23 protein-coding genes are annotated in these 23,401 nt (G+C 68.0%); 13 read left to right on the forward strand and 10 right to left on the reverse strand.

Going from position 1 to position 23,401, the window contains the following annotated elements; translation table 11 throughout:
* Positions 1-110 precede the first annotated feature (110 nt).
* The 7 genes from BHQ18_RS12965 to BHQ18_RS12995 all read left to right on the forward strand — a co-directional run bounded on the left by BHQ18_RS12965 (position 111) and on the right by BHQ18_RS12995 (position 7,840).
* Positions 111-1,406 carry an amidohydrolase family protein gene (locus BHQ18_RS12965; RefSeq protein ID WP_069414024.1) on the forward strand — a complete coding sequence of 432 codons (1,296 nt, stop codon included), beginning with the start codon at positions 111-113 and terminating at the stop codon, positions 1,404-1,406.
* A gap of 160 nt (positions 1,407-1,566) precedes the next feature.
* Entirely contained in the window at positions 1,567-2,745 is a 1,179-nt protein-coding gene (locus BHQ18_RS12970) for an acyl-CoA dehydrogenase family protein (protein ID WP_069414025.1), read from the forward strand.
* A gap of 17 nt (positions 2,746-2,762) precedes the next feature.
* Entirely contained in the window at positions 2,763-3,521 is a 759-nt protein-coding gene (locus BHQ18_RS12975; protein WP_069414026.1) for an SDR family oxidoreductase, read from the forward strand.
* The gene (locus BHQ18_RS12980) at positions 3,518-4,738 is read left to right on the forward strand and encodes a CaiB/BaiF CoA transferase family protein (RefSeq protein WP_084294040.1); all 1,221 of its coding nucleotides are present in this window, start codon (positions 3,518-3,520) and stop codon (positions 4,736-4,738) included. Before BHQ18_RS12975 ends, BHQ18_RS12980 begins: the two co-directional genes overlap by 4 nt.
* Positions 4,735-5,538: an enoyl-CoA hydratase/isomerase family protein gene (locus BHQ18_RS12985; protein ID WP_069414027.1), complete on the forward strand. Its 804-nt coding sequence runs from the start codon at positions 4,735-4,737 to the stop codon at positions 5,536-5,538. The genes BHQ18_RS12980 and BHQ18_RS12985 overlap by 4 nt, the downstream gene beginning before the upstream one ends.
* Positions 5,531-6,676, forward strand: coding sequence for a thiolase family protein (locus BHQ18_RS12990; protein ID WP_069414028.1), 1,146 nt, complete (start codon positions 5,531-5,533; stop codon positions 6,674-6,676). The genes BHQ18_RS12985 and BHQ18_RS12990 overlap by 8 nt, the downstream gene beginning before the upstream one ends.
* Before the next feature lie 15 nt (positions 6,677-6,691).
* Positions 6,692-7,840 carry an acyl-CoA dehydrogenase family protein gene (locus BHQ18_RS12995; protein ID WP_069414029.1) on the forward strand — a complete coding sequence of 383 codons (1,149 nt, stop codon included), beginning with the start codon at positions 6,692-6,694 and terminating at the stop codon, positions 7,838-7,840.
* A gap of 16 nt (positions 7,841-7,856) precedes the next feature.
* Here BHQ18_RS12995 and BHQ18_RS13000 read toward each other — a convergent pair whose 3' ends face one another.
* Positions 7,857-8,780 carry a TIGR03619 family F420-dependent LLM class oxidoreductase gene (locus BHQ18_RS13000; protein ID WP_069414030.1) on the reverse strand — a complete coding sequence of 308 codons (924 nt, stop codon included), beginning with the start codon at positions 8,778-8,780 and terminating at the stop codon, positions 7,857-7,859.
* Positions 8,781-8,941: 161 nt separating this feature from the next.
* A complete protein-coding gene (locus BHQ18_RS13005) occupies positions 8,942-9,544 on the reverse strand; it encodes a TetR/AcrR family transcriptional regulator (protein WP_069414150.1) in 603 nt (200 codons plus the stop codon).
* Between the two features lie 123 nt (positions 9,545-9,667).
* Between BHQ18_RS13005 and BHQ18_RS13010 the strand changes: the two genes are divergently transcribed.
* The 3 genes from BHQ18_RS13010 to BHQ18_RS13020 all read left to right on the forward strand — a co-directional run bounded on the left by BHQ18_RS13010 (position 9,668) and on the right by BHQ18_RS13020 (position 12,237).
* Positions 9,668-10,948 (forward strand): cytochrome P450, encoded by a 1,281-nt coding sequence (locus BHQ18_RS13010; protein ID WP_069414151.1) that lies wholly within the window; start codon positions 9,668-9,670, stop codon positions 10,946-10,948.
* A 171-nt stretch (positions 10,949-11,119) separates the two neighbouring features.
* Positions 11,120-11,737, forward strand: coding sequence for a TetR/AcrR family transcriptional regulator (locus tag BHQ18_RS13015; protein ID WP_069414031.1), 618 nt, complete (start codon positions 11,120-11,122; stop codon positions 11,735-11,737).
* The gene (locus BHQ18_RS13020) at positions 11,734-12,237 is read left to right on the forward strand and encodes a hypothetical protein (protein WP_069414032.1); all 504 of its coding nucleotides are present in this window, start codon (positions 11,734-11,736) and stop codon (positions 12,235-12,237) included. Before BHQ18_RS13015 ends, BHQ18_RS13020 begins: the two co-directional genes overlap by 4 nt.
* A gap of 72 nt (positions 12,238-12,309) precedes the next feature.
* Here the strand turns inward: BHQ18_RS13020 and BHQ18_RS13025 are convergent, their stop codons facing one another.
* Genes BHQ18_RS13025 through BHQ18_RS13040 form a run of 4 tightly spaced genes read right to left on the reverse strand, consistent with a single transcriptional unit; the run spans position 12,310 to position 16,307 of the window.
* Entirely contained in the window at positions 12,310-13,278 is a 969-nt protein-coding gene (locus tag BHQ18_RS13025) for an NADPH:quinone oxidoreductase family protein (RefSeq protein ID WP_069414033.1), read from the reverse strand.
* A complete protein-coding gene (locus BHQ18_RS13030) occupies positions 13,278-14,270 on the reverse strand; it encodes a phosphotransferase family protein (RefSeq protein ID WP_069414152.1) in 993 nt (330 codons plus the stop codon). The genes BHQ18_RS13025 and BHQ18_RS13030 overlap by 1 nt, the downstream gene beginning before the upstream one ends.
* A gap of 32 nt (positions 14,271-14,302) precedes the next feature.
* The gene (locus BHQ18_RS13035) at positions 14,303-15,604 is read right to left on the reverse strand and encodes an acyl-CoA dehydrogenase family protein (protein ID WP_069414034.1); all 1,302 of its coding nucleotides are present in this window, start codon (positions 15,602-15,604) and stop codon (positions 14,303-14,305) included.
* Between the two features lie 31 nt (positions 15,605-15,635).
* Positions 15,636-16,307, reverse strand: a complete 672-nt coding sequence (locus tag BHQ18_RS13040; RefSeq protein WP_205866091.1) for a TetR/AcrR family transcriptional regulator — start codon at positions 16,305-16,307, stop codon at positions 15,636-15,638.
* A 63-nt stretch (positions 16,308-16,370) separates the two neighbouring features.
* Here BHQ18_RS13040 and BHQ18_RS13045 point away from each other — a divergent pair, with 63 nt between their 5' ends.
* The gene (locus BHQ18_RS13045) at positions 16,371-17,123 is read left to right on the forward strand and encodes an SDR family NAD(P)-dependent oxidoreductase (protein WP_069414036.1); all 753 of its coding nucleotides are present in this window, start codon (positions 16,371-16,373) and stop codon (positions 17,121-17,123) included.
* A 12-nt stretch (positions 17,124-17,135) separates the two neighbouring features.
* On the opposite strand, the gene BHQ18_RS13050 is transcribed toward BHQ18_RS13045, so the two are convergent.
* Positions 17,136-18,104, reverse strand: coding sequence for a TIGR03564 family F420-dependent LLM class oxidoreductase (locus tag BHQ18_RS13050; RefSeq protein WP_069414037.1), 969 nt, complete (start codon positions 18,102-18,104; stop codon positions 17,136-17,138).
* On the opposite strand from BHQ18_RS13050, the gene BHQ18_RS30105 reads away from it, so the two are divergent.
* Positions 18,097-18,417, forward strand: coding sequence for a hypothetical protein (locus BHQ18_RS30105; RefSeq protein WP_165614558.1), 321 nt, complete (start codon positions 18,097-18,099; stop codon positions 18,415-18,417). The two genes, BHQ18_RS13050 and BHQ18_RS30105, sit on opposite strands and share 8 nt — an antisense overlap.
* The gene (locus BHQ18_RS13055; RefSeq protein WP_069414038.1) at positions 18,398-19,576 is read left to right on the forward strand and encodes an acyl-CoA dehydrogenase family protein; all 1,179 of its coding nucleotides are present in this window, start codon (positions 18,398-18,400) and stop codon (positions 19,574-19,576) included. Before BHQ18_RS30105 ends, BHQ18_RS13055 begins: the two co-directional genes overlap by 20 nt.
* A 46-nt stretch (positions 19,577-19,622) precedes the next feature.
* Here the strand turns inward: BHQ18_RS13055 and BHQ18_RS13060 are convergent, their stop codons facing one another.
* The 3 genes from BHQ18_RS13060 to BHQ18_RS13070 are packed head-to-tail and all read right to left on the reverse strand — an operon-like array spanning position 19,623 to position 23,320.
* Complete coding sequence (locus tag BHQ18_RS13060) at positions 19,623-21,335, reverse strand: nitric oxide reductase activation protein NorD (RefSeq protein WP_069414039.1); 1,713 nt, start codon at positions 21,333-21,335, stop codon at positions 19,623-19,625.
* Positions 21,332-22,153: a CbbQ/NirQ/NorQ/GpvN family protein gene (locus BHQ18_RS13065; RefSeq protein ID WP_069414040.1), complete on the reverse strand. Its 822-nt coding sequence runs from the start codon at positions 22,151-22,153 to the stop codon at positions 21,332-21,334. Before BHQ18_RS13065 ends, BHQ18_RS13060 begins: the two co-directional genes overlap by 4 nt.
* A complete protein-coding gene (locus BHQ18_RS13070; protein ID WP_069414041.1) occupies positions 22,154-23,320 on the reverse strand; it encodes a spirocyclase AveC family protein in 1,167 nt (388 codons plus the stop codon). It lies immediately after the preceding gene.
* Between the last annotated feature and the right edge of the window lie 81 nt (positions 23,321-23,401).

The following is a 23,401-nucleotide window of genomic DNA, read 5'->3' on the forward strand; positions in this document are numbered from 1 at the left end:
GGCCTAGGGTGGCTTTCGAACATTGATTCTCGTACGGTGAGAAGATAGTTTCCTCACATCGAGAACAAGCTTGATGGTTAGCCTCAGGGGATGGGACGAAAGGAACGGGCATGAACAAAGACGACATGATCCTGATCAGCGTCGATGACCACATCGTCGAGCCGCCCGACATGTTCAAGAATCATCTGCCCAAGAAGTACATCGACGAGGCGCCGCGACTGGTGCACAACCCCGACGGCAGTGACACGTGGCAGTTCCGTGACACGGTGATCCCCAACGTCGCGCTCAACGCGGTGGCCGGCCGGCCCAAGGAGGAGTACGGGCTGGAACCGCAGGGACTCGACGAGATCCGGCCCGGCTGCTGGCAGGTTGACGAGCGGGTCAAGGACATGAACGCCGGCGGCATTCTGGGTTCGATGTGTTTTCCGTCCTTCCCCGGGTTCGCCGGCCGGTTGTTCGCCACCGAGGACCAGGAGTTCTCGTTGGCGTTGGTCAAGGCCTACAACGACTGGCACGTCGAGGAGTGGTGCGGGGCCTATCCGGCGCGCTTCATCCCGATGACGCTGCCGGTGATCTGGGATCCGGTGGAGTGCGCCAAGGAGATCCGGCGCAACGCCGAGCGCGGTGTGCATTCGTTGACGTTCACCGAGAACCCCTCGGCGATGGGGTATCCGAGCTTCCACGACTTCGAGCACTGGAAGCCGATGTGGGATGCGCTTGTCGACACCGAGACCGTGCTCAACGTGCACATCGGGTCCTCGGGTCGGCTGGCCATCACCGCCCCCGATGCGCCGATGGACGTGATGATCACGCTGCAGCCGATGAACATCGTCCAAGCCGCCGCGGACCTGCTGTGGTCGCGCCCGATCAAGGAGTACCCGACGCTCAAGGTCGCGCTGAGTGAAGGCGGCACCGGCTGGATCCCGTACTTCCTGGAACGGGTGGACCGCACCTATGAGATGCACTCGACGTGGACCGGTCAGGACTTCGGCGGCAAGCTGCCCAGCGAGGTGTTCCGCGAGCACTTCTTGACCTGCTTCATCGCCGACCCGGTCGGGGTGGCCACCCGCAACGCGATCGGGATCGACAACATCTGCTGGGAAGCCGACTACCCGCACAGCGACTCGATGTGGCCCGGGGCCCCCGAGCAACTCGACGAGGTGCTCACCGCCAACAACGTGCCCGACGACGAGATCAACAAGATGACCTACGAGAACGCGATGCGCTGGTACCACTGGGACCCGTTCACCCACATCACCCGCGAACAGGCCACCGTCGGTGCCCTGCGCAAAGCCGCCGAAGGCCACGACGTCTCCATTCAGGCGCTGTCGAAGAAGGAGAAGACCGGGGCCTCGTTCGCGGACTTCGCGGCCAGCGCCAAGCAGGTGACGGGCAACCAGGACTGAGAGGTCTGCCAGTATCGGAAGCTCCGGCCGCAGGGCCGGAAGCAACGTCTTGGAGTGCGCCGGTGCGGAAGCTGCGTTCACGCGCCGGCGCACTGCTCTGCGAGACGATGACAACGCTCCGCGAGAAGACGACAAGAGGAGAACGACCGTGCCCGGCGGGATGAGTTTCGAGCTGACCGAGGACCAGGAGCTGATCCGCAAGTCCGTCCGTGAGTTGGCGAGCAAGTTCGACGATCACTACTGGATGGAAAAGGATCTCGCGCACGAGTTCCCGCAGGAGTTCTACGACGCGATCGCCAAGGGCGGCTGGCTCGGCATGACCATCCCCGAGGAGTACGGCGGGCACGGTCTGGGGATCACCGAGGCGACGCTGTTGCTCGAGGAGGTGTCGCGCTCCGGGGCCGCGATGAACGGCGCCAGCGCCATCCATCTGTCGATCTTCGGGATGCAACCCGTGGTCAAGCACGGCTCCGACGAACTCAAGGCAGAGACGCTGCCGCGGATCGTCAACGGCGATCTGCACGTCTGCTTCGGCGTCACCGAACCCGGTGCGGGCCTGGACACCTCGCGCATCACCACCTTCGCCAAGCGCGAAGGCGACAAGTACCGGATCAACGGGCGCAAGGTGTGGATCTCCAAAGCGCTGGAGTCCGAGAAAATTCTGCTGCTGACCAGGACCGAGACGCCGGCCGACTTAGAAAAACGCGGCGCCAAGAAGACCGACGGCATGACGCTGTTCCTCACCGACCTCGACCGCGACCACGTCGACATCCGTCCCATCAAGAAGATGGGGCGCAACGCGGTCAGCTCCAACGAGGTGTTCATCGACGACCTGATGGTGCCCGTCGAGCACCGCGTCGGCGAAGAGGGCAAGGGCTTCAAATACATCCTCGACGGCCTCAACCCCGAGCGGATGCTGATCGCCGCCGAAGCGCTGGGCATCGGGCGGGTGGCGCTGGAGAAGGCCGTGAAGTACGGCAACGAGCGCCACGTGTTCAACCGGCCGATCGGGATGAACCAGGGCCTGCAGTTCCCGCTGGCCGACTCGCTGGCCCGACTCGACGCGGCCGAGCTGGTGCTGCGCAAGGCTACCTGGCTCTACGACAACGGCAAACCCTGTGGGCGCGAGGCGAATACGGCCAAGTACCTGTGCGCCGACGCCGGTTTCGGCGCCGCCGACCGGGCCCTGCAGTTGCACGGCGGCATGGGTTACTCGGAGGAGTACCACGTCTCCCGTTACTTCCGCGAGTCACGGCTGATGAAGATCGCCCCGGTCAGCCAGGAGATGATTCTGAACTTCCTGGGCGAGCACGTGCTCGGGCTGCCGCGCAGCTACTGACGACGGAGTTACAACTGATGGTCAACTATTTCGACTTGTCGGGTCGCTCGGCGCTGGTGACCGGGGCTGCGGGCGGTATCGGCTCGGCTGTCGCGCAGGCCCTGGCCGATGCGGGCGCCGCGGTGCTCGTCACCGACGTCGACAAGGACGCCGCAGCGGCGGTGGCGCAACGGATCTCATCGGGCGGCGGGCGCGCCGAGGCTGCGGCGCTCGACGTCGCCGACCGGGACTCGGCCGACGCCGCCGCCGCGCAGGCGGCTGCCCTGGCCGACGGTGCCCTGCACATCGTGATCAACAACGCGGGCGTGACCAAGCCGGCGATGTTCGAGAAGACGACGCAGGAGTCGTTCCGGCTGCTGTTCGACATCCACGTGATGGGCGCGTTCAACGTCACCCAGGCCGACCTGCCCCACATCCCGACTGACGGCACCGGCCGCATCGTCAACGTCACCTCGGCGGCCGGCCTGACCGGCACGCTGGGCCAGGTCAACTACTCGACCGCCAAGGCCGGGATCATCGGCTTCACCAAATCCCCTGCCCGCGAACTGGCGACGAAGAAGATCACGGCCAACGCGCTGGCGCCGCTGGCCGCCGCACCGATGACCGAGACCATCCGCACCAACGAGAAGTTCTCGGCCAACATGATGAACCGCATCCCGATGAAACGGTGGGCGTATCCGGAGGAGGTCGCCGGCGCGTTCGTGTTCATGGCGTCCGACGCCGCGTCCTACATCACCGGACAGGTGCTGCCGGTCGACGGCGGCATGGTGATGTGAGCACCGCAGCGCCACTGAGCGGCGTCACCGTCGTCGCGATGGAACAGGCCGTCGCCGCACCGATGTGCACCCGCGTCCTCGCGGACTTCGGTGCCCGCGTGATCAAGGTCGAGAACCCCAATGGCGGTGACTTCGCCCGCGACTACGACGACGTCGTCAACGGCCCGGGCGGCCTTGCCGCGCACTTCGTCTGGTGCAACCGCGGCAAGGAATCGGTCACGCTTAACACCAAGTCGCCCGAGGGCCTCGACCTGCTGCACCGCCTGCTCGACCGGGCCGACGCGTTCGTGTCCAACCTGGCGCCGGGGGCGACGGCGCGGCTGGGCCTGTCGCCCGCCGACCTCGCCGAACGCCACCCGAACGTGATCCCGGTGGAGATCGACGGCTACGGACCCGGCGGGCCGATCTCGCACAAACGCGCATACGACCTGCTGGTGCAGGCCGAGGCGGGGTCCTGTGCGGTGACCGGATACCCCGGGATGCCGGCCAAACCCGGGCCCGCGATGGCGGATTTCAGCACCGGCCTCTACGCGGCGATCTCGATCCTCGCGCTGTTGCTCGGGCGCGCCCGCAGCGGTGGCGCGGATCCTGCACCGTCGGTGGCGTTGAGCCTGTTCGACGTGATGACCGACGTGATGGGGTACCAGCTCACCTACACCCAGCATTCGGGGATCGACCAGGAACCGCTCGGGGTCGGCTCACCGGCGGTCGCGCCGTACGGCGCGTTCCCGACCCGCGACGGGCACACCGTGGTTCTCGGGACGACCAACGATCGGGAGTGGCAGCGGGTGGCGCGCGAGATCATCGACCGCCCGGATCTCGCCGAGGATCCCCGCTTCGCCACCAACCCGGACCGCTGTGAGCACCGCGAGATTCTCGAGGAGGCGATCGGATCCTGGTGCGCGCAGCGCGATCTGGCTGAGATCCAGAAGATCGCCGACGCGGCGGGCATCGGCAACTCCCGCTACAACCTGCCCAGCGAGGTCGTCGCGCATCCGCATTTGACCGCGCGTGACCGGTGGCGCACCGTCGCCACCCCCGCGGGCGACATCTCCGCGCTGCGGCCGCCGCCGGTGATCAGCGGATTCGAACAACCGATGGGCCCCATCCCGGGGCTCGGCCAGCACACCGACGCTGTGCTGAGCGAACTCGGTTTGAACGCAGCCGATCTCGCGCGGCTGCGCGCCGACGGTGTGATCGGACCCGCGTACTCATGAGCGATGTGCTGCTGAGCTCCGACCGTGACGGTGTGCGGACACTGACGCTGAACCGGCCCGAGCGCAAGAACGCGATCAACGCGCAGTTGTGGGAGGAACTCGCCGATGCGCTGCGCGCCGCCGCCCGCGACACCGAACTGCGGGCGCTGGTCGTCACCGGCGCCGGCGGGGCGTTCTGCTCGGGCGCCGACATCGGCACCCCGGAGGACATCCACCCGCGGCACAAGCTGCGCAAGCTGACCGATGTCGCGCTGGCCCTGCACGAACTGGCCGTGCCCACCATCGCCAAGGTGACCGGCGTCGCGGTCGGCGCCGGCTGGAATCTCGCGCTCGGCTGTGACTTCGTGGTCGCGACCCCGGGTTCGCGGTTCTGCCAGATCTTCGCCAAGCGCGGTCTGTCGGTGGATCTCGGCGGTTCCTGGCTGTTGCCCAAACTGGTGGGCCTGCAGCAGGCCAAACGTCTGGTTCTGCTGGCGGACATGATCGACGCCGACGAGGCCCGGTCACTGGGCCTGGTGACGTGGATCAAACCGGAAGCCGAGATCGACGGCTTTGTCGACGACCTGGCCGCCCGGCTGGCCGCGGGCCCGCCGGTCGCGCTGGCCCAGAGCAAGGCGCTGCTCAACGACGGCGCCAACGCGACGCTGCGTGATGCGCTGGCCAACGAGGCCCGCGCGCAGCCCGGTAACTTCGCGACCACAGACTCGGCGGAGGCGTACGCCGCGTTCGCGGAGAAGCGGGACGCGGTATTTGATGGTCGGTGGGCGATTCGGCCCGGATCGGAGAAGGACAATGCGTGAAACGGTGATCGTCGAGGCGGTACGCACACCGGTCGGCAAACGCAATGGCGGGCTGTCGGACATGCACGCCGCGGACCTGTCGGCGATTGTGCTGACGGCGCTGGTCGAACGCGCCGGCATCGACCCCGAGATCGTCGACGATGTGGTGTGGGGCTGCGTGTCGCAGGTCGGCGACCAGTCCAGCAACATCGGTCGGTACGCGGTGCTGGCGGCCGGGTGGCCCGAGTCGATTCCCGGGACCACGGTCAACCGCGCGTGCGGATCCTCTCAACAGGCCGTCGACTTCGCCGTGCAGGCGGTGATGTCCGGCCAGCAGGACGTGGTCGTCGCGGGCGGGGTCGAGGTGATGAGCCGGGTGCCGCTCGGTTCGGCGCGCGCCACCGGTATGCCGTACGGGCCGAAAGTGCTTGACCGCTACGGTGATTTCACGTTCAACCAGGGCATCTCGGCGGAGCTGATCGCGCAGAAGTGGGGATTTTCGCGCACCCGGCTCGACGAGTACTCGGTCCGCTCGCATGAACTCGCCGCCGCCGCACAGGACAGCGGCGCGTTCGAATCGCAGATCATGCCGGTGTTCACCGACGGTGGGCCCGTCGTCGGTGACGAGGGGGTCCGGCGGGGGAGCACCGTCGAGAAGCTCGCCGGGCTCAAGCCGGCGTTCAAGGACGACGGGGTGATCCACGCCGGGAACTCGTCGCAGATCTCCGACGGCGCAGCGGCGCTGCTGGTCATGACGGCCGAGAACGCGGTGGCGATGGGCCTGAACCCGATCGCCCGGTACCGCGCCGGCGCGGTGACCGGGGCCGATCCGGTGCTGATGCTGACCGGACCGATCCCGGCCACCGAGAAGGTTCTGCACAAGGCCGGTGTCGGCATCGACGAGATCGGCGTCTTCGAAGTCAACGAGGCGTTCGCGCCGGTGCCGCTGGCGTGGCTCGCCGAAACCGGAGCCGACGAGTCCAAGCTCAACCCGCTCGGCGGGGCGATCGCGCTCGGACACCCGCTCGGCGCGTCGGGAGCGGTGCTGATGACCCGCATGCTCAACCACATGCGCGACAACGGGATTCGATTCGGCCTGCAGACAATGTGTGAGGGCGGCGGCACCGCCAACGCCACGCTCGTCGAGCTGATCGCCTGAACCGGAGAGGCACGCGTGCGTAGAGATCTGTTCACCGAGGACCACGAGGCGTTTCGCGAACTCGCCCGCGACTTCGTCGAAAAGGAGGTCGTCCCGCACTATCCCGAATGGGAGAAGGGCGGGCGGATGCCGCGCGAGGTGTTCAAGCGGATGGGATCGCTGGGCATGCTGGGCGTGGAAATCCCCGAGGAGTACGGCGGCGGCGGCACCCCGGACTACCGGTACAACGTCGTCCTGCAGGAGGAGGCGGCGCGCGCGCTGGTGACGCTGTCGACGGTGCGCACCCAACTCGAGGTGATCCTGCCGTACTTCCTGCACTACGCCAGTGCCGAGCAGCGGCAGCGGTGGTTCCCCGGGCTGGCTTCGGGCGAACTGCTGACCGCGATCGCGATGACCGAGCCCGGGACGGGGTCGGATCTGGCGGGCATGCGCACCACCGCGGTGCGGGATGGCGAGGACTGGATCCTCAACGGCGCCAAGACATTCATCACCGGCGGCATGCAGGCTGACCTGGTAATCGTGGTCGCGCGCACCTCGACCGACCCGGAAAACCGGCGCAAAGGCCTGACGCTGTTGGTCGTCGAGGACGGGATGGTCGGCTTCACCCGCGGCCGCGAGCTGGAGAAGATGGGCTGCAAGGTCCAAGACACTGCCGAGCTGTCGTTCGTCGACGTGCGCGTGCCGGCGGCCAATGTGCTCGGCGAGGTCGACGAGGCGTTCGGCTATCTGGGCCACAACCTGGCCCAGGAGCGGCTCACCGTCGCGGTCGGGTCGGTGGCCCAGGCGCGCTCGGCGATCGCGGCGACCATCGATTACACGAAGAGCCGCAAGGCTTTCGGCACCCCGGTGGCGTCGTTCCAGAACACCAAGTTCGAGTTGGCGGCGTGTTCGACGGAGGTCGAGGCCGGCCAGGCCATGCTCGACCGGGCGGTCTCGCTGCACGTCGACGGCGAGTTGTCGGGCGCTGACGCGGCCCGGACCAAGCTGTTCTGCACCGAGATGCAGCAGCGGGTGGTGGACCGGTGCCTGCAGTTGTTCGGCGGCTACGGCTACATGATGGAGTATCCGATCGCGCGGCTGTACACCGACGCGCGCGTCACCCGCATCTACGCAGGCACCAGCGAGGTCATGAAGGTCATGATCGCCAAGTCGCTCGGCCTGTGAGTTTCGGCCACCGAAATCACTGGGGTAATTGGGGTTTGATCTCCTCGATGACCCACTGCGCGTAGTCCAGATACTCGTCGACGCCGCTGACGGGCGGCAGGGGTACCGCGCTGACCGTCACGCCCTGTTGCGCGAGTCTGCTCAACCGGTCGACGATCTCGCCGGCACTCATGCCCGGAGTGGCGTCCGGCGCGTCCTGCACGGTGTGCCCTTCGCCAACCCGGTTGGTGCCCAGACCGTGCACCACGTCGAACGGCCGACCGTCGTATTCCGGCTGGGACCTGATGAAGTCGACGCGTTCGGCGATCTTTTCCGGCGGGGTGAGGAACGACCACCATCCGGAGGCGTACCTCGCCGCGCGGCGCAATGCGGCGTCGGCGTCGCCGCCGATCCAGATCGGCAGGTGCGGCTTCTGAAGCGGTTTGGGCTCGAATGCGACATCCTCGAACGAGACGTACCGGCCGTGGAAGCGCGGTGATTCGCTGGTCCACAGTTCGACGATCGCCGCGAGGTACTCGTCGGCGATGCGACCGCGTTCGCGGAACGGCACGCCGAGCAATTCGAATTCCCGCTCCAGCCAACCCACCCCGAACGTGACCATCATCCGGCCGCTGCTCATCCAGTCGGCAGTGGCCAGCGCCTTGGCCAACACGATCGGGTGCTGCAGCGGCAACACCGTGATGCACGAGTTGAGCATGATCCGCTCCGTCGCGCCGGCCAGGTACGCCTGGGCGACCGTCGACTGCAGGTAGTGCGGCCCGGAGAGCTCCACATGATCGTTGGGAATGATGAAATGCTCTGGCACGGCGATCATGTCGTAACCCCACCGATCGGCGCACTTGGCCATCCGGGTCTGGTCGGCGCCCGTCACGGCCGCTTCCCACGGCTGCATCATCGCTTTGAGCCGCAGCATGTGCGGCAGGTTGAAGACCAGTTTCACGTCGGACTCCTGTCACGTGGTTTCGGTGTCGGCAGTGGCGCTGACCGCACCCAACTACGCCGAAATCGTCCCACTCACGTGCATACCTCCGCAGCTAGTGTGATTTGGTCGATCGATCAGGAGCGTGGCACCAATCGGTCCGGCTGTCAACCGAACGTCGCTCAGCGCTGCGGGCGGTCCCCGCCCTGTCCACCCCAGAGGTCGAGAAGCCGCTCCATGAACGTGCGCATCTCGTCGTGGCCGAGCGTGACGCCGACCGCGTTCTCGTTGCACAGGCTGCGGGCGATCTGCACGATGAGCATCGACACGGCGACCGGCGGATAGTCCTCGAGATCGATGCCCTTGGCGCGCAGGGCGACGGTGACGGCGGCGGTCTCGATGTCGCGCACCCGCTCGGCGTACGCCTTGAGCTCGGCGCGGATCGCCTTGCGATGGTTCGCCAGGGCCATGAACTCGGTGTTCAGGGCGGTTCGTCGCAGGTCGGTGTTGATCTGCCACAGGGTGGTCAACGGGTCGTCGTCGGTGAGCGCCGCGCGCATGTTCTGCAGCGACGCCTCGGCCCCGGCGCGCAGCACCTCGACGAACAGGTCGTCCATCGTGGGGAAGTAGTAGTAGACCAGCGCCTGTTTGACGCCCGCTTCGGCGGCTACGCGCCGTGAGGTCGCCGCGGCGTAACCCTCGTCGCGCATGACCTTGGCGGTGGCCTCGATCAGCCGTTGGCGCGCGCCCGCTTCAGCGGGTTTGGTCTTCTCCGCGCGCGGCATCAGCGGCCCGGCGCGTGGTCGCTTGACCGGTTGTTCTGGCCCGTGGTAGGCATGGCGCATCCTAACAGTTTGGTCGATCGATCAGCTCTAGGTGTGGATGCCAGGACCGAAAGGACGACCGTCGTGACCGATCTCGCCTCGGTGGACTACTTCTCCGACCATGCGATCAGCCAGGACCCCTACGCCTACTGGGATCACCTGCGTGAGCAGGGGCCGGTGTTCCAGGAGCCGAACCACGGCGTCTACGCGGTCACCGGATACGCGGAAGTGGTGGCGGCGTTCAAGGATCACGACTCGTTCAGCGCGGTGAACGCGATCGGCGGGCCGTTCCCGCCGCTGCCGTTCGAGCCCGACGGTGACGACATCACCGAACAGATCGAGGCGCATCGGCACCTGTTCCCGATCCACGAGCACATGGTCGTGATGGACCCCCCGGCCCACGAACGGGCCCGATCGCTGCTGACCAAGCTGCTGACCCCTCGTCGCCTCAAGGAGAACGAGGACTACATGTGGCAAATGGTCGACCGCCAGATCGACCAGTTCATCGACAACGGCCGCTGTGAGTTTCTGTCCGAGTACGCCAAACCCTTTGCCACGTCGGCGATCATCGACCTGCTCGGGGTGCCGGAACAGGACCGCCCGGAGTTCCTGGCCGCGCTCGGTGTCGAGGAGCGCCACGGCAGCCGCGTAGGCGCGCTCGACGGCGCCCCGGTGGGTAGGGACCCCCTGCAGTACCTCGACGACAAGTTCGCGGGCTACCTCGCCGAGCGGCGCCGCGAGCCGCGCGAGGACGTGCTGTCGGGAATGGCGACCGCCCGCTACCCCGACGGCTCGACCCCGGAACTCATCGAGGTGGTCAAGCCCGCGACCTTCCTGTTCGCCGCCGGCCAGGAGACCGTCACCAAACTGCTCAGTGCCGCGGTGCAGACCCTCGGCGAGCGCCCGGAGTATCAGCAGCTGTTGCGCGAGCATCTCGAACGGATCCCCGCGTTCATCGAGGAGTCGCTGCGTACCCAGTCGCCGACGAAGGTCGACTTCCGGCTGGTCCGCAAGAGCACCACGCTCGGCGGTGTACCGCTGAAGGCCGGCGCCGTCGTGATGCTGTGCCTGGGCGCGGCCAACCGCGACCCGAGCAAGTTCGAGGACCCGCACGCGTTCCGGCCCGACCGCAAGAATGTGCGCGAGCACATCGCTTTCGGCCGCGGAATCCACTCCTGCGCCGGGGCCCCGCTGGCCCGGGTGGAGGGGCAGATCACGGTCCGACGGTTGCTCGACCGCCTGAGCGACCTGCGGATCAGCGAGTCGGTCCACGGTCCGGCGGGGCAGCGCAGCTACGCGTACGACCCCACATTTCTGCTCCGTGGCCTGACGGAACTGCACATCGAGTTCAGCCCGGCGACCTAGCGGTGGTTGCGACTTCGGTGCAGTTGGGTGCGCTGGGCGCCGCTTGCGACACCGAAATCGCCGCTGACCTGCGGCTGTGATGGCCGTCTAAACCCGATTCTGCTGAGACGCTTGTCACAGCGCCGAAACCTACCTACTGTGTGTTCACTAGGTTGGTTCGAAGGGAGTCCGGTGTCCGGCACTGAAGCCGCGCGACCGTATGCCACGCTCCTCGCCAAAGGTGAGGACCGTAGGCAGCGCATCCTCTCGGTGGCCGAGCGGCTGCTGGCCCGCAACGGCTGGCGCAGCACCTCGCTGGCGCTGATCGCCAAGGAGGCCGGGGTGACCCCGGCGGGTCTGCTGCACCACTTCGAGTCCAAAGAGCAGCTGCTCAACGCCGTGCTCGACGCGCGTGACGCGGACGACGCGATTCACGCCGACTACCGTTCCGGCGACCTCGTCACCGAGCTCGCGCGGGTCCCCGAACGCTTCGACCGCGCACCTGAGCTCGTCGGCACCTTCACCGTGCTGCTGGTGGAGAACATCGCCCCCGACGCCCCGCTGCACGACCGGCTCGTCAAGCGCTACCGCGATGCGGTGGACATCATCACCGCGATCATCGAGCGCGGACAGGAAAGCGGAAAGTACCGCTCAGACGTCGACGCGGCCGGCAAGGCCGTCGAGATTCTCGCCTTCACCTATGGAATGGAGACGCTATGGCTGCTCGACCCATCAATCCAGTTGGCCGGGGTGTTCAAGGAGTACGCCGAGTCGCTGGGACGCGAACTGGCGCCGCGGAGCTCGACATGAGGTACCGGCTCGACGTCGTGGCGCCGACGGTCGTCGACGCGGTGACCTACGCGGGCGGCTGGATCTACGACCGCGTGATGGCCGGCTGGGACGTCACGGTGCTCGTCGGTGGTGACGAGGATGTCCGGCCGCTGACGATCCTCGGCGCCGATACCCTGGAGCTGCAGAGCGTTCTGGCGGACTGGGAGGGACGGCCGCACCCGCAGACCGTCGCGGTGGCCGCGAACTTGATCGACCGTGACCCGCGGGTGCTCCAGCATGTGCGCAACGCGCTCGAGCACGGCGGCACCGAGGTGACGCTTTGGGGCGAGCGGGTGCCCGCCGACCTCGACAGCAGCGTGGACTCCGTCGAACATCACCTCAGCGCAGCGGCGCGCGCGTTCAAGACGAAAGCCCTTGCCGCCGCAGGGGAGTCGAGTGCCGTCGAGGTCAGCGCGTGTGAGACGTTCCGCTGCGGGATGATGGCCTCGGTAGCCGCCGACCTGGTCCCGGCGAGCTGACTTTTTGATCGCGAGCAGACGCGAAATGTCCCTTTTCGCGGCACTTTCAGGGCAATTTGCGTCTGCTCGCGCCTATGAGGTGAGGTCGATGAGCACCTTGCCGACCGCCCGGCCGTCCGCGACATGGCGCAGGGCGCGCGCGGTCTCGGCGAACGGGTAGACCGCGCCGATGTGCGGGCCGACCCGCCCGTCGACCAGGTGACCGCGTAACTCCGACTCATTGCGGGCGAACTCGTCCGGGGGCACATCCTGAAAGTGGAAGCCCAACACGTGGACACCCTTGACGAGGACGAGGTTCAGCGGGATACGCGGGATCGTGCCCGACGCGAAACCGACGGTGACAAACCGCCCGCCGCGGCGCAGCGACCGCAGCGCAGGTTCGGACAGCTCACCGCCGACCGGGTCGACGACGGCGTGCGCACCGTCGGGGACCGCGGCCCGCAGCGCATCGCGCAGCGCAACCTCGCGGTGATTGATCATCCGGCTGGCACCGTAACTTTCTGCAGCGGAGAGCTTTTCGTGCGACGACGCCACCGCGGTCACCCTGGCGCCGAGAACGACGCCGAGCTGGACCGCGGCCAGCCCCACACCGCCGCCGGCACCCAACACCACGAGCTCGTCACCGCCGCGGATCCGCGCCATCGACCGCAGCGTGTGATACGCGGTGCGGTACGCGACGCCGAACACCGCGGCGCTCCGGTCGTCGACACCCTCGGGGATGCGGGCGAGGGTGTCGCCCGGGACGACGACCTGCTCGGCGAACGCGCCGCACAGCCCCGCACCGGTGACCCGGTCGCCGACCGCGACTCCCTCACATCCGTCGCCGAGTTCCACGACCTCGCCGGCGAACTCGCTGCCCGGCACGAACGGCGGCGGCACACTGATCTGGTACGCATCGGCCATCAGCAGGACATCGGGGAAGTTGACTGCCGCGGCGGCCACCCGCACCCGCACCTGCCCGGGTCCGACGGACGGCGTCGGCCGGTCCTCGATGCGGATCACCTCCGGCGGCCCGTAGGCCGGGCAGACGGCCGCGCGCATCAGCGGTAGTCGCTGGATTCGGCGAGGTCGGCGGCCGAGCGCATCAGTTCGACGATGATCGGCCCGTAGGCCAGCAGCTTCTCGTCGTCACCGGCGCGCTGGTATCCCTGTTCGAGCACGATGGCCAGCTTCCACTTGGCCAGCACCAGGTAGTAGTCCAGGTCGTCGACCTGACGTCCCGACACCGCCGCGTAGTGCGCGACCACCTCGTCGCGCGACGGCATCCCGCGCATGTCCACGTAGCTCATCTCCGATTCGCTTGGCGCATCGGTGTTCTCCGGCCAGCTCTGCACCATCCAGCCCAGGTCGAGCTTCGGGTCGCCGACAGTGCCCATCTCCCAGTCGACGATCGCCGCCAACTGGGCCGGCGCACCGTGCCGGTACATCACATTCGCGAACTGGTAGTCACCGTGCATCAGGCCGGGGATGAAATCCAGCGGCCGCCGCGCCCGCAGCCACTCGGTCGCGGTGTCCAGGCCGTCGATCTCGCGGCCCTTGATGCGTTCGAAGAACGCGGTCCAACGGTCGACCTGGCGTTCGTGGAAGCCGTCGGGACGGCCGAGGTCGTGCAGCCCCTTGGCCTTCCAATCCACCTGCGACAGCAGCGCGATGCCCTCGGCCAGCTGGTAGGACAGCCCGCCGCGGGCCGCGGGATCGGAACCGAACGGTTCGGGCCACTTCCGGTCGGTCAGCTCCATCGGCGACCATCCGTCGACGAAACCCATCAGGTAGAACGGCCGCCCGAGTACCGATGCGTCCGCGCACACGGCGACAGCTTCGGTATGCGGGACGTCGGTACCGTCGAGCGCCTCGATGATGCGCCACTCGCGCAGGATGCCCTTGTCCCGGTCGGCGGGCGCGCCGGGCGGGGGCATGCGCAATACGCAGCGGTGCTCACCGCGGCGCAGTTCGTAGATCACGTTCTGGGTTCCGCCAGAGAGGAACCGGGTGTGCAGCGGCTCGCCCCGGCCGGGCAGCGACGCCGCATCCATCCAGTCCGTCAGGCGCGCGGTATCGAGTGCGGTCACAGGTTGCCCACCTCGTTCTCGAGATAGTCGGCGAACTTCGCGCGGGCCTGCTCCCGCTTGGCCGGTATCCATTCGCTGGGCCACGTGTCGGGGTTGGGTTGGTAGTCGCGCAGCACTTGTTTGGCGACGGTGACCTTGTGCACCTCGGTCGGACCGTCGGCCAGCCCCATCACCGCAGCGCCGGTGACCATGCCGAGGAACGGCATCTCGTTGGTGACGCCGAGCGCCCCGTGCACCTGCATTGCCCGCCAGGCGATGTCGTGCAGCACCGTGGGCATCACCACCTTGACCGCGGCGATGTCCTTGCGCACCTTCTTGTAGTCGTTGTACTTGTCGATCTCCCACGCGGTGTAGAGCACCATCAGCCGGAACTGCAGCAACTGCGCGTACGAATCGGCGATGTAGCCCTGCACGAACTGCTTGTCCGACAGGCGGCTGCCCTGGGTCTCGCGGCTGAGCGCCCGCTCGCACATCATGTCCAGTGCCTTGCGGGACAACCCGATCGTGCGCATCGCATGGTGGATCCGGCCACCGCCGAGGCGGGTCTGGGCGATGGCGAACGCCTGGCCTTCACCGCCGAGCAGCGCCTCGTTGGGCACCCGCACGTTGTCGTAGTGGATCAGCGCATGCGAACCCTCGCCGTCGGGCTCACCGTGCAGACCCACGTTGCGGACGATCTTGACCCCCGGCGTGTCCGTTGGGACCAGAAACATCGACATCCCCTGATAGGCACTGACATCGGGATTGGTCACCACCATGACGATCAGGAACGACGCCGTTGCGGCGTTGGAGGAGAAGAACTTCTGACCGTTGATCACCCAGTCGTCGCCGTCGCGCACGGCCCGCGTGGTGAACAGAGTGGGATCGGCACCGGCGTGCGGCTCGGTCATCGAGTAGCACGAGAACAGCTCTCCGTCCAGAAGCGGACGCAGGTACCGCTGCTTCTGTGCCTCGCTGCCGTAGTGGGCGAGGATCTCGGCGTTACCGGTGTCCGGGGCCTGGCAACCGAACACGATCGGCGCCCACTGCGAGCGGCCGAGGATCTCGTTGAGCAGTGCGAGTTTGAGTTGACCGTAGCCCTGGCCGCCGAGATCGGAACCCAGGTGCGTGGCCCACAGCCCTCGGCGGCGGACCTCCTCCTTGAGGGGGTCGATCACGCTGCGCCGCCTGGCGTCCAGGGGCACATACTGCTGGTCGGGGAAGACCAGGTCCAGGGGTTCGATCTCCTCGCGGACGAACTCGTCGGCCCAGTCCAGAAGTTTCTGGTACTCGGGGTCGGTCTCGAAATCCCACGCCATCGTGGTCTCCTTTCGCTAACTGATTTGTGGTCTATGCGGTCTCGACGTGCCCGGCGCGCAGATTGAACCCGGCGATCAGCGCGGCGATGTCCTCGGTGACGACCTCAGCGAATGGCCGCTTCCCGAAACTGCCTCCGGCCCAATGCCGGACACCCTCGCTGACATGCATGCCCGCGAGTTGGGACAGGTGCTGCACGTCGACGTGTGCACCGATCTTCCCGTCCTGCTGCGCGCGGGCGAACAGTTCACCGAACATGTCGGCGTCGGTGGTGTCGTCGGGTGCTTCGCCGGCGAGGATCCGGTGTTCGTGTCGGTAACCCTCGAGGATCGTCTCGACGATCAAATCGCGGGGGTTGCGGGCCATCGACCGTTCGAGGCTGCGCAGCGCCTCGCCGATGACGGCCTCGACGTCGTAGTCGCCGCGCAGCAGCGCGGCGACCTTCTGCTGCGCCGCCCGGGTCGACAGCAGGCCGACCTCGAAGAGGATGTCCTCCTTGGTGGGGAAGTAGAAGTAGAACAGACCTCTGGAGACCCCGGCCGCGCGGCAGATGTCGGCGACCGTCGTCTTCGCGTACCCGCCGGTGCGCCACAGCGCCATCGCGGACTGCACGAGCGCGCGCTTGGTCTCGTGCGAGCGCGCGCGCTGGTAAGAAGCTCTGCGCTGACTACCGTCAGCGGGTGCTTCTCGGTCGGTCCGCGGCACAAGCGCACTGTAACAGCGTAACTGGCTCTTGCAAATAGTTGACGTTTGTCTAACTATCTAGGGGTGGCGGGAACACTGGAGGGTCGGCGCATCCTGGTGACGGGTGGCGCGACGGGTATCGGGGCGGCGGCGGTCGACGTTCTGACCGGGGCGGGCGCGCGGGTGGCCGCGACGTACCACCGCACAGCTCCGCCCGACGTCGCCGGTGTCACGTGGATGCAGTGCGACGTGCGCGACGCCGCGACAGTCGACCGGACGGTGCGCGCGGCGGCAGACAAACTCGGCGGGCTCGACGTGTTGCTCAACGCGGCCGGGCTGTGGCAGCCGGGGATCCCGGGCCAGATCACCGACGACGAGATCGACCTGCTGCTCGACACCAACGTCAAGGCCACGATCTTCACCAACCAGGCCGCCTATTCGGTGATGCGTGCCGACGGCGGCGGCCGGATCATCAACTTCGGTTCGGCCGAAGCGGTGATGGGCAGCCCGATCTCGGCGGTCTACGCAGCGACCAAGGGTGCGGTCGCTGCGTGGACCCGCTCGGCGGCCCGAACCTGGGCGGGTGAGAACGTCACGGTGATCGCGTTGGCGCCCGCGGTGCAGACACCCGGCGCCGACCGGCTCCGGGAGTTTCTCGGGCCGGCCGCCGAACTGCTCGACGAACAGATGAAGTCGTCGATCCCGCTCGGCGGCACGCTCGGTGACCCGGCTCGCGACCTCGGCCCCGCACTGGTGTTCTTCTGCAGCGAGGGTTCGCATTTCATGACCGGACAGCTCGTGGCCGTCGACGGCGGACTGGTCATGCTCGGCGCGTAAGGCATGCCGAACCTATGTGGTGGAGTCGAATTCCGCTGCCAGTGACGCGACGAACTCCTGGGTGCGACTGCGCGACGCGTGACGTTGCGCCGGGTCCGCTCCGAGCCCCACCACCCGCAGTGCCAGGTCGGTGACGCCCGCGTCGCGGTAGCGGCGCAGCCGGGCCAGCACAGCCGCCTCGTCGCCCGCGGCCATGGTGTCGCCGACATCGTCGGCGTCGCCGTGCTCGAGCAGACGCACATAGTTGGGGGAGAAGTCGGCGTGGCCGAGCACTTCACTGGCGTAGCCGCGGGCGTCGTCGACTTCGTCGTCGCTGCACAGGGCCACCGGGACCCCGGCGACGATCCGCACACCGCTGCGTCCGGCGTCCTCGGCGGCCGCGGTGATGGTGGGCACGACGTAGTCACCGATCGCGCGTTCGTCGGCCATCCACAGGATGGTGCCCCCGGCGCGTTGCCCGGCGGTCCGCAGCATCGTGGGGCCGAGCGCGGCGATCAGCACCGGCATGGCCCCGGCGTCGACCACGTCGACGGCAGCGTTCACGCGGTAGCTGCCGTTGTCGACCGCGACCGCGCCGGGCCCGCTGAACGCCGCGTTGAGCACGTCGAGATAGTCACGCACCAGACTGGCCGGCCGGGTGTAGTCCAGGCCGAGCTGGTCGGCGATGATCCAGTGGTGCGACGGGCCGATGCCGAGGGTGAAGCGCCCGTCGCAGGCGGCCTGGGTGGTCAGCGCCTGCTGGGCCATGATGAGCGGATGGCGGGTCTGGATCGGCACCACCGCCGTGCCGAGTTCGATGCGCTCGGTGGCGCCGCCGAGCAGCGCCACCGCGGTCATGGCGTCCAGATAACCGGGTACCTGCGGCATCCAGAACGACGCGAAACCCTGCCGTTCGGCGGTCTTTCCGTCGTCGAGCAGACCAGCCAGCCGGTCCGCGCGGGCGCGCTCCCGATCGGAACCGACCATCAACCCGATGCGCATTCAGATCCTCCGCTCACGGATCATGTCGGCCCCACCGGTGGGGCCGACCAGGGTGAAAGGGCGCGGCCAGCAGCGGTTCGACACCGTGCTCGCGCCACCGGTCCTTCAGGCGCGGCCGAAGCCGCTCGGCGACGGCGACCGGGTCGTCGTCGCGGAAGCAGTAGGTGACGCCCGTGCGATCGGGAAGCCGATCTTGCCGGTCGCGCCGGTCACGAGGATCTTCTCTGCTCCGATCATCCAGTTCTTCATAGCGCACCGGGACGCAAATGTTAAGTACTTGATACGTTGGGTTCGTGCAGCTCACGTTCGATGACGACGTCGAAGACTTCCGCGCGGAGTTCGTCCGGTTCCTGGACGCGAACCTGCCGCCCGAGGTGGAAGCCGCAGCAGAGCAGTCGCGGTCGACGTCGCACGTACCGCAGTGGGCCCGCCGTTGGCAGCGACTGCAGTTCGATCACGGCTGGCTGCTACCGGGCAATCCGCCCGAGTTCGGCGGCCGCAACGCCGGGATCCTCGAGCAGTTCGTGCACCGCGAGGAGCTCGCGCGGCGGCGGATCTACCACGCCTTCAACCCGCAGGGTGTCGGCATCATCGCGGCGTCGCTGCTGTCCTTCGGCAGCGACGAGCAGAAGCAGCGCTGGGCGGTGCCGATCCTGCGCGCCGACATGACCGCGTCGCTGGGCATGAGCGAACCGGGCGCCGGTTCCGACCTGGCCGGTCTGAGCACCCGCGCGGTGCGCGAGGGCGACGGGTTCGTGGTCAACGGGCAGAAGGTGTGGACGTCGGGCGCTCACGACGCCGACGTCATCCTCACGTTCGTCCGCACCGACCCGGATGCGCCCAAACACAAGGGGATCAGCGCGCTGCTGATCCCGACCGACAGCCCGGGCCTGGTGCGCCGGCCGTTCGCGTCGGTGTATGACCGCGACCACCTCGACTTCAACGAGGTCTTCTTCACCGACGTCCGGGTGCCCGCCGAGAACCTGGTCGGCCCACTCAACGGCGGGTGGCGGGTGGCCAACGGCTCGCTCGGCCACGAGCGCACGATGATGTGGATGGCGTTCGCCAACCGGTTGGAGCAACTGCTGCAGGACTTCGTCCCGGCCGCGGCGGTGGACAAGGACCGCTACGCGACGGCCGCGATGGACTACCAGGCGTTGCGGCTTCTCGGATCCGCGGCGCTGGGCCAGGCCGCGCGCGGCGAGCGCGACATCCCGGGTGTCTCGGTGCTCAAGCTGTTCGGTTCGGAGGCCGAGCAGCGGGCGCTGGGCTACGCGCTCGATGCCGCGGGTGCCGAGGGGCTGCGCAGCCCGACGCTGACGGCGCCGTACAACCCCTACAGCCCAGAGCTTTTCACCGCCGACTGGTTCACCCGCTATATCAGCAGTTACGCCGGAACCATTTCGGGCGGTGCCTCGGAGATCCAGCGCAACATCATCGCGCAGCGGGTGCTCGGCCTGCCCGCGCGCTGAGAATCCTGGCGCGAGCAGACACAAACTGCCTCACTTTCGCGGGTTTTCAGGGCATTTCGCGTCTGCTCGGCACTGGTTTCGGGGCGGCGAGTTCGCGCAGCGGCGCCATGAACAGCTCATCCATCCGGGGGCTCAGCTCGGCGAGCGTCGCTGCGCTGGCGTGGCCTGCGGCGCCGAAGACCCGCTCGAGCGCCTCCGTCCCGCCCGTGGTGCCGAGCGAAAGGCACAGGCACCCAACGCCGTCCATGCGCAGCTCGTCGAGCGCGCGGTGCGCGTCGGCCTCGGCGTACCGGCCTTCATAGCCGTCGTCGTACGGGTGACCGTCGGAGAGCACGACCAGCAGCCGGTTCGGGGTGCCCGCCTCGGCCTTGAGGATCTCGCCCGCCCCGCGGATGGCGGCGCCCAGGCGCGTGTAGTTCGACGGCTTGAGCTGGTTGAGCCGGGCACGGGTGAGCGCGTTGAAGCGCTGGTCGAACGTCTTGATCGCCGGCAGGTGCACGGCGTGGCGCCCCTGAGAACGGAACGCGTACACCGCGACCCGGTCCCCGAGATGTTCGAGCGTGGCGGCCAGGGTCGCTGCCGCGCGGCGCTGGTGATCGTGCACCGCCAGGCCGGCCGGGTCCGAATCGGTCGCCGAACCGGACGCGTCGAGCAGGATCAGCACGCCGAGATTCCTGGCGATCTTGCGGTGCTCGTTGTAGATGTGTTCCGGCGGTGAGAATCCGCACCGCAGATCGACGGACAGGTCGACGAGCGCCTCGACGTCGAGTTCGTCACCGTCGGCGCGACGCCGCAGCACCTTGGGGCCGAGACCGACGCGGGACAGGCGTCGGCGCAGCACGTCGTCGTGGGTGACGGCGCCGGCCGACACGTCGGCGTGCGTGGTCAACGGATAGTCGATGACCCGGCACCAGTCGGGCCGGTACCGGTTGTGGTGGACGTCCCACTCGGCATGCAGCGCCCCGCCGACGCCCACGGCGGCACCGGGTTTGGCGTCACCGGTGAAGTGGATACGCGTCGGCAGCGGCCGTGCCTCGGGACCCGCGGCGCGACCGCGTCGCACGGCGCCGACCCGCATCTCCGCACCGCCGGTGCCGCTGCCGCCCGCGGACCTGTCGGCGCCCAGCAGCTTGCGCAGGAAGTCGCCGACCGCCTCGGAGTTGAACAGCGGGTTGTCGAAGAGCTTGAGGATCTTGCTCTCCTCGGCGGGCCCGTCGTCACCCTCGTCGTCCTGCTCGTCGTCGGCGTCGACGCGGTCGAAGCGCAGACGCAGGTCCTTGTCGGCGGCCCGCTCGCCGGGCACCGGCGGGGCGTTGCGCAGCCGGGTGGGTCTGATCGCGCCGAACCAGTCCGGCGGGTCCGCGAGCTTGGCGCGGCTGCGGGCGATTTCGAGTGATTCGTCGGCGGTCGCGGTGATCGGGGGCGCGGCGGCGCTCAGCGGTGCCGCGGCGGGCAGTCGGTCGGCGAGGTCCGCGAGTGCGCGGCGTCCCTCGACGGCCAGGTACCGACGGCCCAGGCCGGGTCGCGCCCGCAGGCTCTTGACCAGCTGCGGTTCCAGGCTGCCCGCCGCGAGCAGCGCGCTCTGCAGCAACACCTCCCGCCGCTGCCGTTCGGTGTCACCGCCGGCGCTGACGAAGATCGTCCGACCGTTGGTGTGCGCCGGTCCGTCCGGCGTTTCCGCCACCTCCACCGACCGCCCGGCGGCGAAGCTGGCCAGCAGCCGGAACCGTTCGGGCCCTTGCAGATCCGTGGCTGTCACGGCCCCGGCAGGACGGCGTCGACGAGTTCGCCGAGCGCGCGGATGACATCGCGGTCGTCGGTCAGCGCCTCGACGACCGCCGACTGGACCGCCCTGCGCAACCCGAGTCCCTCGGCGACCAGACCGCCCGCGAGGATCAGCATGCGGGTGGAGGAGGCCTCGCGAAGCGGTGAGCCGTCGATGGTGCGGATCGCGCTGCCGACCGCCACCAGTGCCCGCGCGGTCGCCGCGTCGACGCCGGCCTCATGCGCGACGATCTCGGTCTCGACGTCCGGGGGTGGGAAGTCGAGTTCGATGGCCACGAACCGCTGACGCGTCGACTCCTTGATGTTCTTGAGCACGCTCTGATAGCCCGGGTTGTACGAGATCACCAGCTGGAAGCCCGGTGCCGCGGACACCGTCGTGCCGAGCCGGTCGACGGGAAGCTCGCGACGGTGGTCGGCCAGCGGGTGGATGACGACCGTGGTGTCCTGCCTGGCCTCGACGATCTCGTCGAGATAGCAGATCGCGCCCGAACGCACCGCCCGCGTCAGCGGCCCGTCCACCCAGACCGTCTCGCCGCCCTTGAGCAGGAACCGGCCCACCAGATCGGCCGAGGTCATGTCCTCATGACCGGCCACGGTGATCAACTCGCGATCGAGTTCATGCGCCATCGCCTCGACGAAGCGGGTCTTACCGCAGCCCGTCGGCCCCTTCAGCAGCACCGGCAGGCCGCGGCGGGCCGCCGCGCGGAACACCTCGGCCTCGTCGCCCACGGGGCGGTAGAACGGTGCGGTCGAACGGGTTTCGACCGTCGGCGCATGGTTGTTGGTCGACAACTATTCGCTCCGCTCGTGCGGGATGACCGGCGGCATCTCCACACCGTCGGGCAACACCAGCTCGCCGTCGGTGTTGACGTAGCCCGAATGCCTGGTCGGGATCGGCAGCGACGGGTCGGGGCACGGCCGGTCGGTGCCGTCGCCGCAGATACCCGACGTGAAGTACGAACGCTTCTGCACATCCTCGGGCCACGGGTCGGCGTGCGTGGCCATGAACTGCGCGGGAATGATGTAGAAGGTGAAGAACGACGCGCTGATCGCGGCGAAGATCGCCAGGAAGCGGACGAACTGCTGCTTGGCGAAACCGCCACGCACATTGTCCAATCCGCGCTCGACCACGGTGCGGCCGCGGTCGTCGGTGAAGAAGCGCAGGCAGCACAGCGCGGCCTGGACACCGCCCCACATGAGGCCCTCGTAGATCGGCCACTGGTAGTAGGTGCCTGCGTTGATCGACAGCGCCTGGATCGCGCCGGGGAAGGTGTACATCCCCAGCGGCATGAGGATCAGACCCTCCATCACGAAGTCGAAAACGAAGCCCCAGGCGAACGCGACGCCGATCAGGCCCTTGGTGCCGAGGTTGGGCCAGCGCGTCTGGGCCTTACGCATGACCCAGCAGCCCAGGATCGTGCACAGCAGGACTCCGTAGGCGTATCCGGAGACGTTGATGCCCAACGGTTCTGCGACCTGGGCGCCAGGCCGCTCGGGCGACATCCAGCCGGGGACGTGCGGGGCCCAGGAGCCCATGTTGAAGGCCCAGGCGTTGTACGTGCACCAGGTGTTGATGTAGTTGAGCAGCGGGTCCTGGAAGAAGAACAGCCCGGTGGACACCATGATCATGCCGTCGAGCGTGATGCGTCGCTCGCGCCGCCACGGGCGGATGATGAACCACCAGATCGCGACCGGGAACAGCGCCGGCGAGCCGATCTGCCACATCATCAGCGCGACCTTCATGAAGGTCGGCGGGTCCGTCGGCCCGGGATCGACGGGAGTGAAGTAGGGGCCGGTGATCCACCGGATCCACACGTAGATCTGGAAGACCAGGATGATCCCGCCCGCGGTGGCCCAGATCTTGACCCGTCGTGAGGACCGCGGGGCCGGCTCCTCGAGTCGACCGACCGAGCTCAGTGACTCGGTGACCGGGGGCCGCTTGTCCGACAGTTCGCTCACGACAGCCTCCTTGCTCGCGCATCGGCAGCACGAATTCGGCTCAATATACCGACGAGTATCTGGAGAACTCAATGGTTTCTC

Origin of the sequence: Mycolicibacterium flavescens (assembly GCF_001722335.1) — a bacterium.
Classification (GTDB): domain Bacteria; phylum Actinomycetota; class Actinomycetes; order Mycobacteriales; family Mycobacteriaceae; genus Mycobacterium; species Mycobacterium flavescens.

Coding starts and splice junctions, on each gene's coding strand:
- BHQ18_RS12970 (WP_069414025.1), top strand. CDS start 1,567: ATGAGTTTCGAGCTGACCGAGGACCAGGAGCTGATCCGCAAGTCCGTC.
- BHQ18_RS13005 (WP_069414150.1), bottom strand. CDS start 9,544: ATGCCGCGCGCGGAGAAGACCAAACCCGCTGAAGCGGGCGCGCGCCAA.
- BHQ18_RS12965 (WP_069414024.1), top strand. CDS start 111: ATGAACAAAGACGACATGATCCTGATCAGCGTCGATGACCACATCGTC.
- BHQ18_RS30105 (WP_165614558.1), top strand. CDS start 18,097: ATGCGCATTCAGATCCTCCGCTCACGGATCATGTCGGCCCCACCGGTG.
- BHQ18_RS13035 (WP_069414034.1), bottom strand. CDS start 15,604: ATGGCGTGGGATTTCGAGACCGACCCCGAGTACCAGAAACTTCTGGAC.
- BHQ18_RS12990 (WP_069414028.1), top strand. CDS start 5,531: ATGCGTGAAACGGTGATCGTCGAGGCGGTACGCACACCGGTCGGCAAA.
- BHQ18_RS13020 (WP_069414032.1), top strand. CDS start 11,734: ATGAGGTACCGGCTCGACGTCGTGGCGCCGACGGTCGTCGACGCGGTG.
- BHQ18_RS12985 (WP_069414027.1), top strand. CDS start 4,735: ATGAGCGATGTGCTGCTGAGCTCCGACCGTGACGGTGTGCGGACACTG.
- BHQ18_RS13025 (WP_069414033.1), bottom strand. CDS start 13,278: ATGCGCGCGGCCGTCTGCCCGGCCTACGGGCCGCCGGAGGTGATCCGC.
- BHQ18_RS13030 (WP_069414152.1), bottom strand. CDS start 14,270: ATGGATGCGGCGTCGCTGCCCGGCCGGGGCGAGCCGCTGCACACCCGG.
- BHQ18_RS13050 (WP_069414037.1), bottom strand. CDS start 18,104: ATGCGCATCGGGTTGATGGTCGGTTCCGATCGGGAGCGCGCCCGCGCG.
- BHQ18_RS12975 (WP_069414026.1), top strand. CDS start 2,763: ATGGTCAACTATTTCGACTTGTCGGGTCGCTCGGCGCTGGTGACCGGG.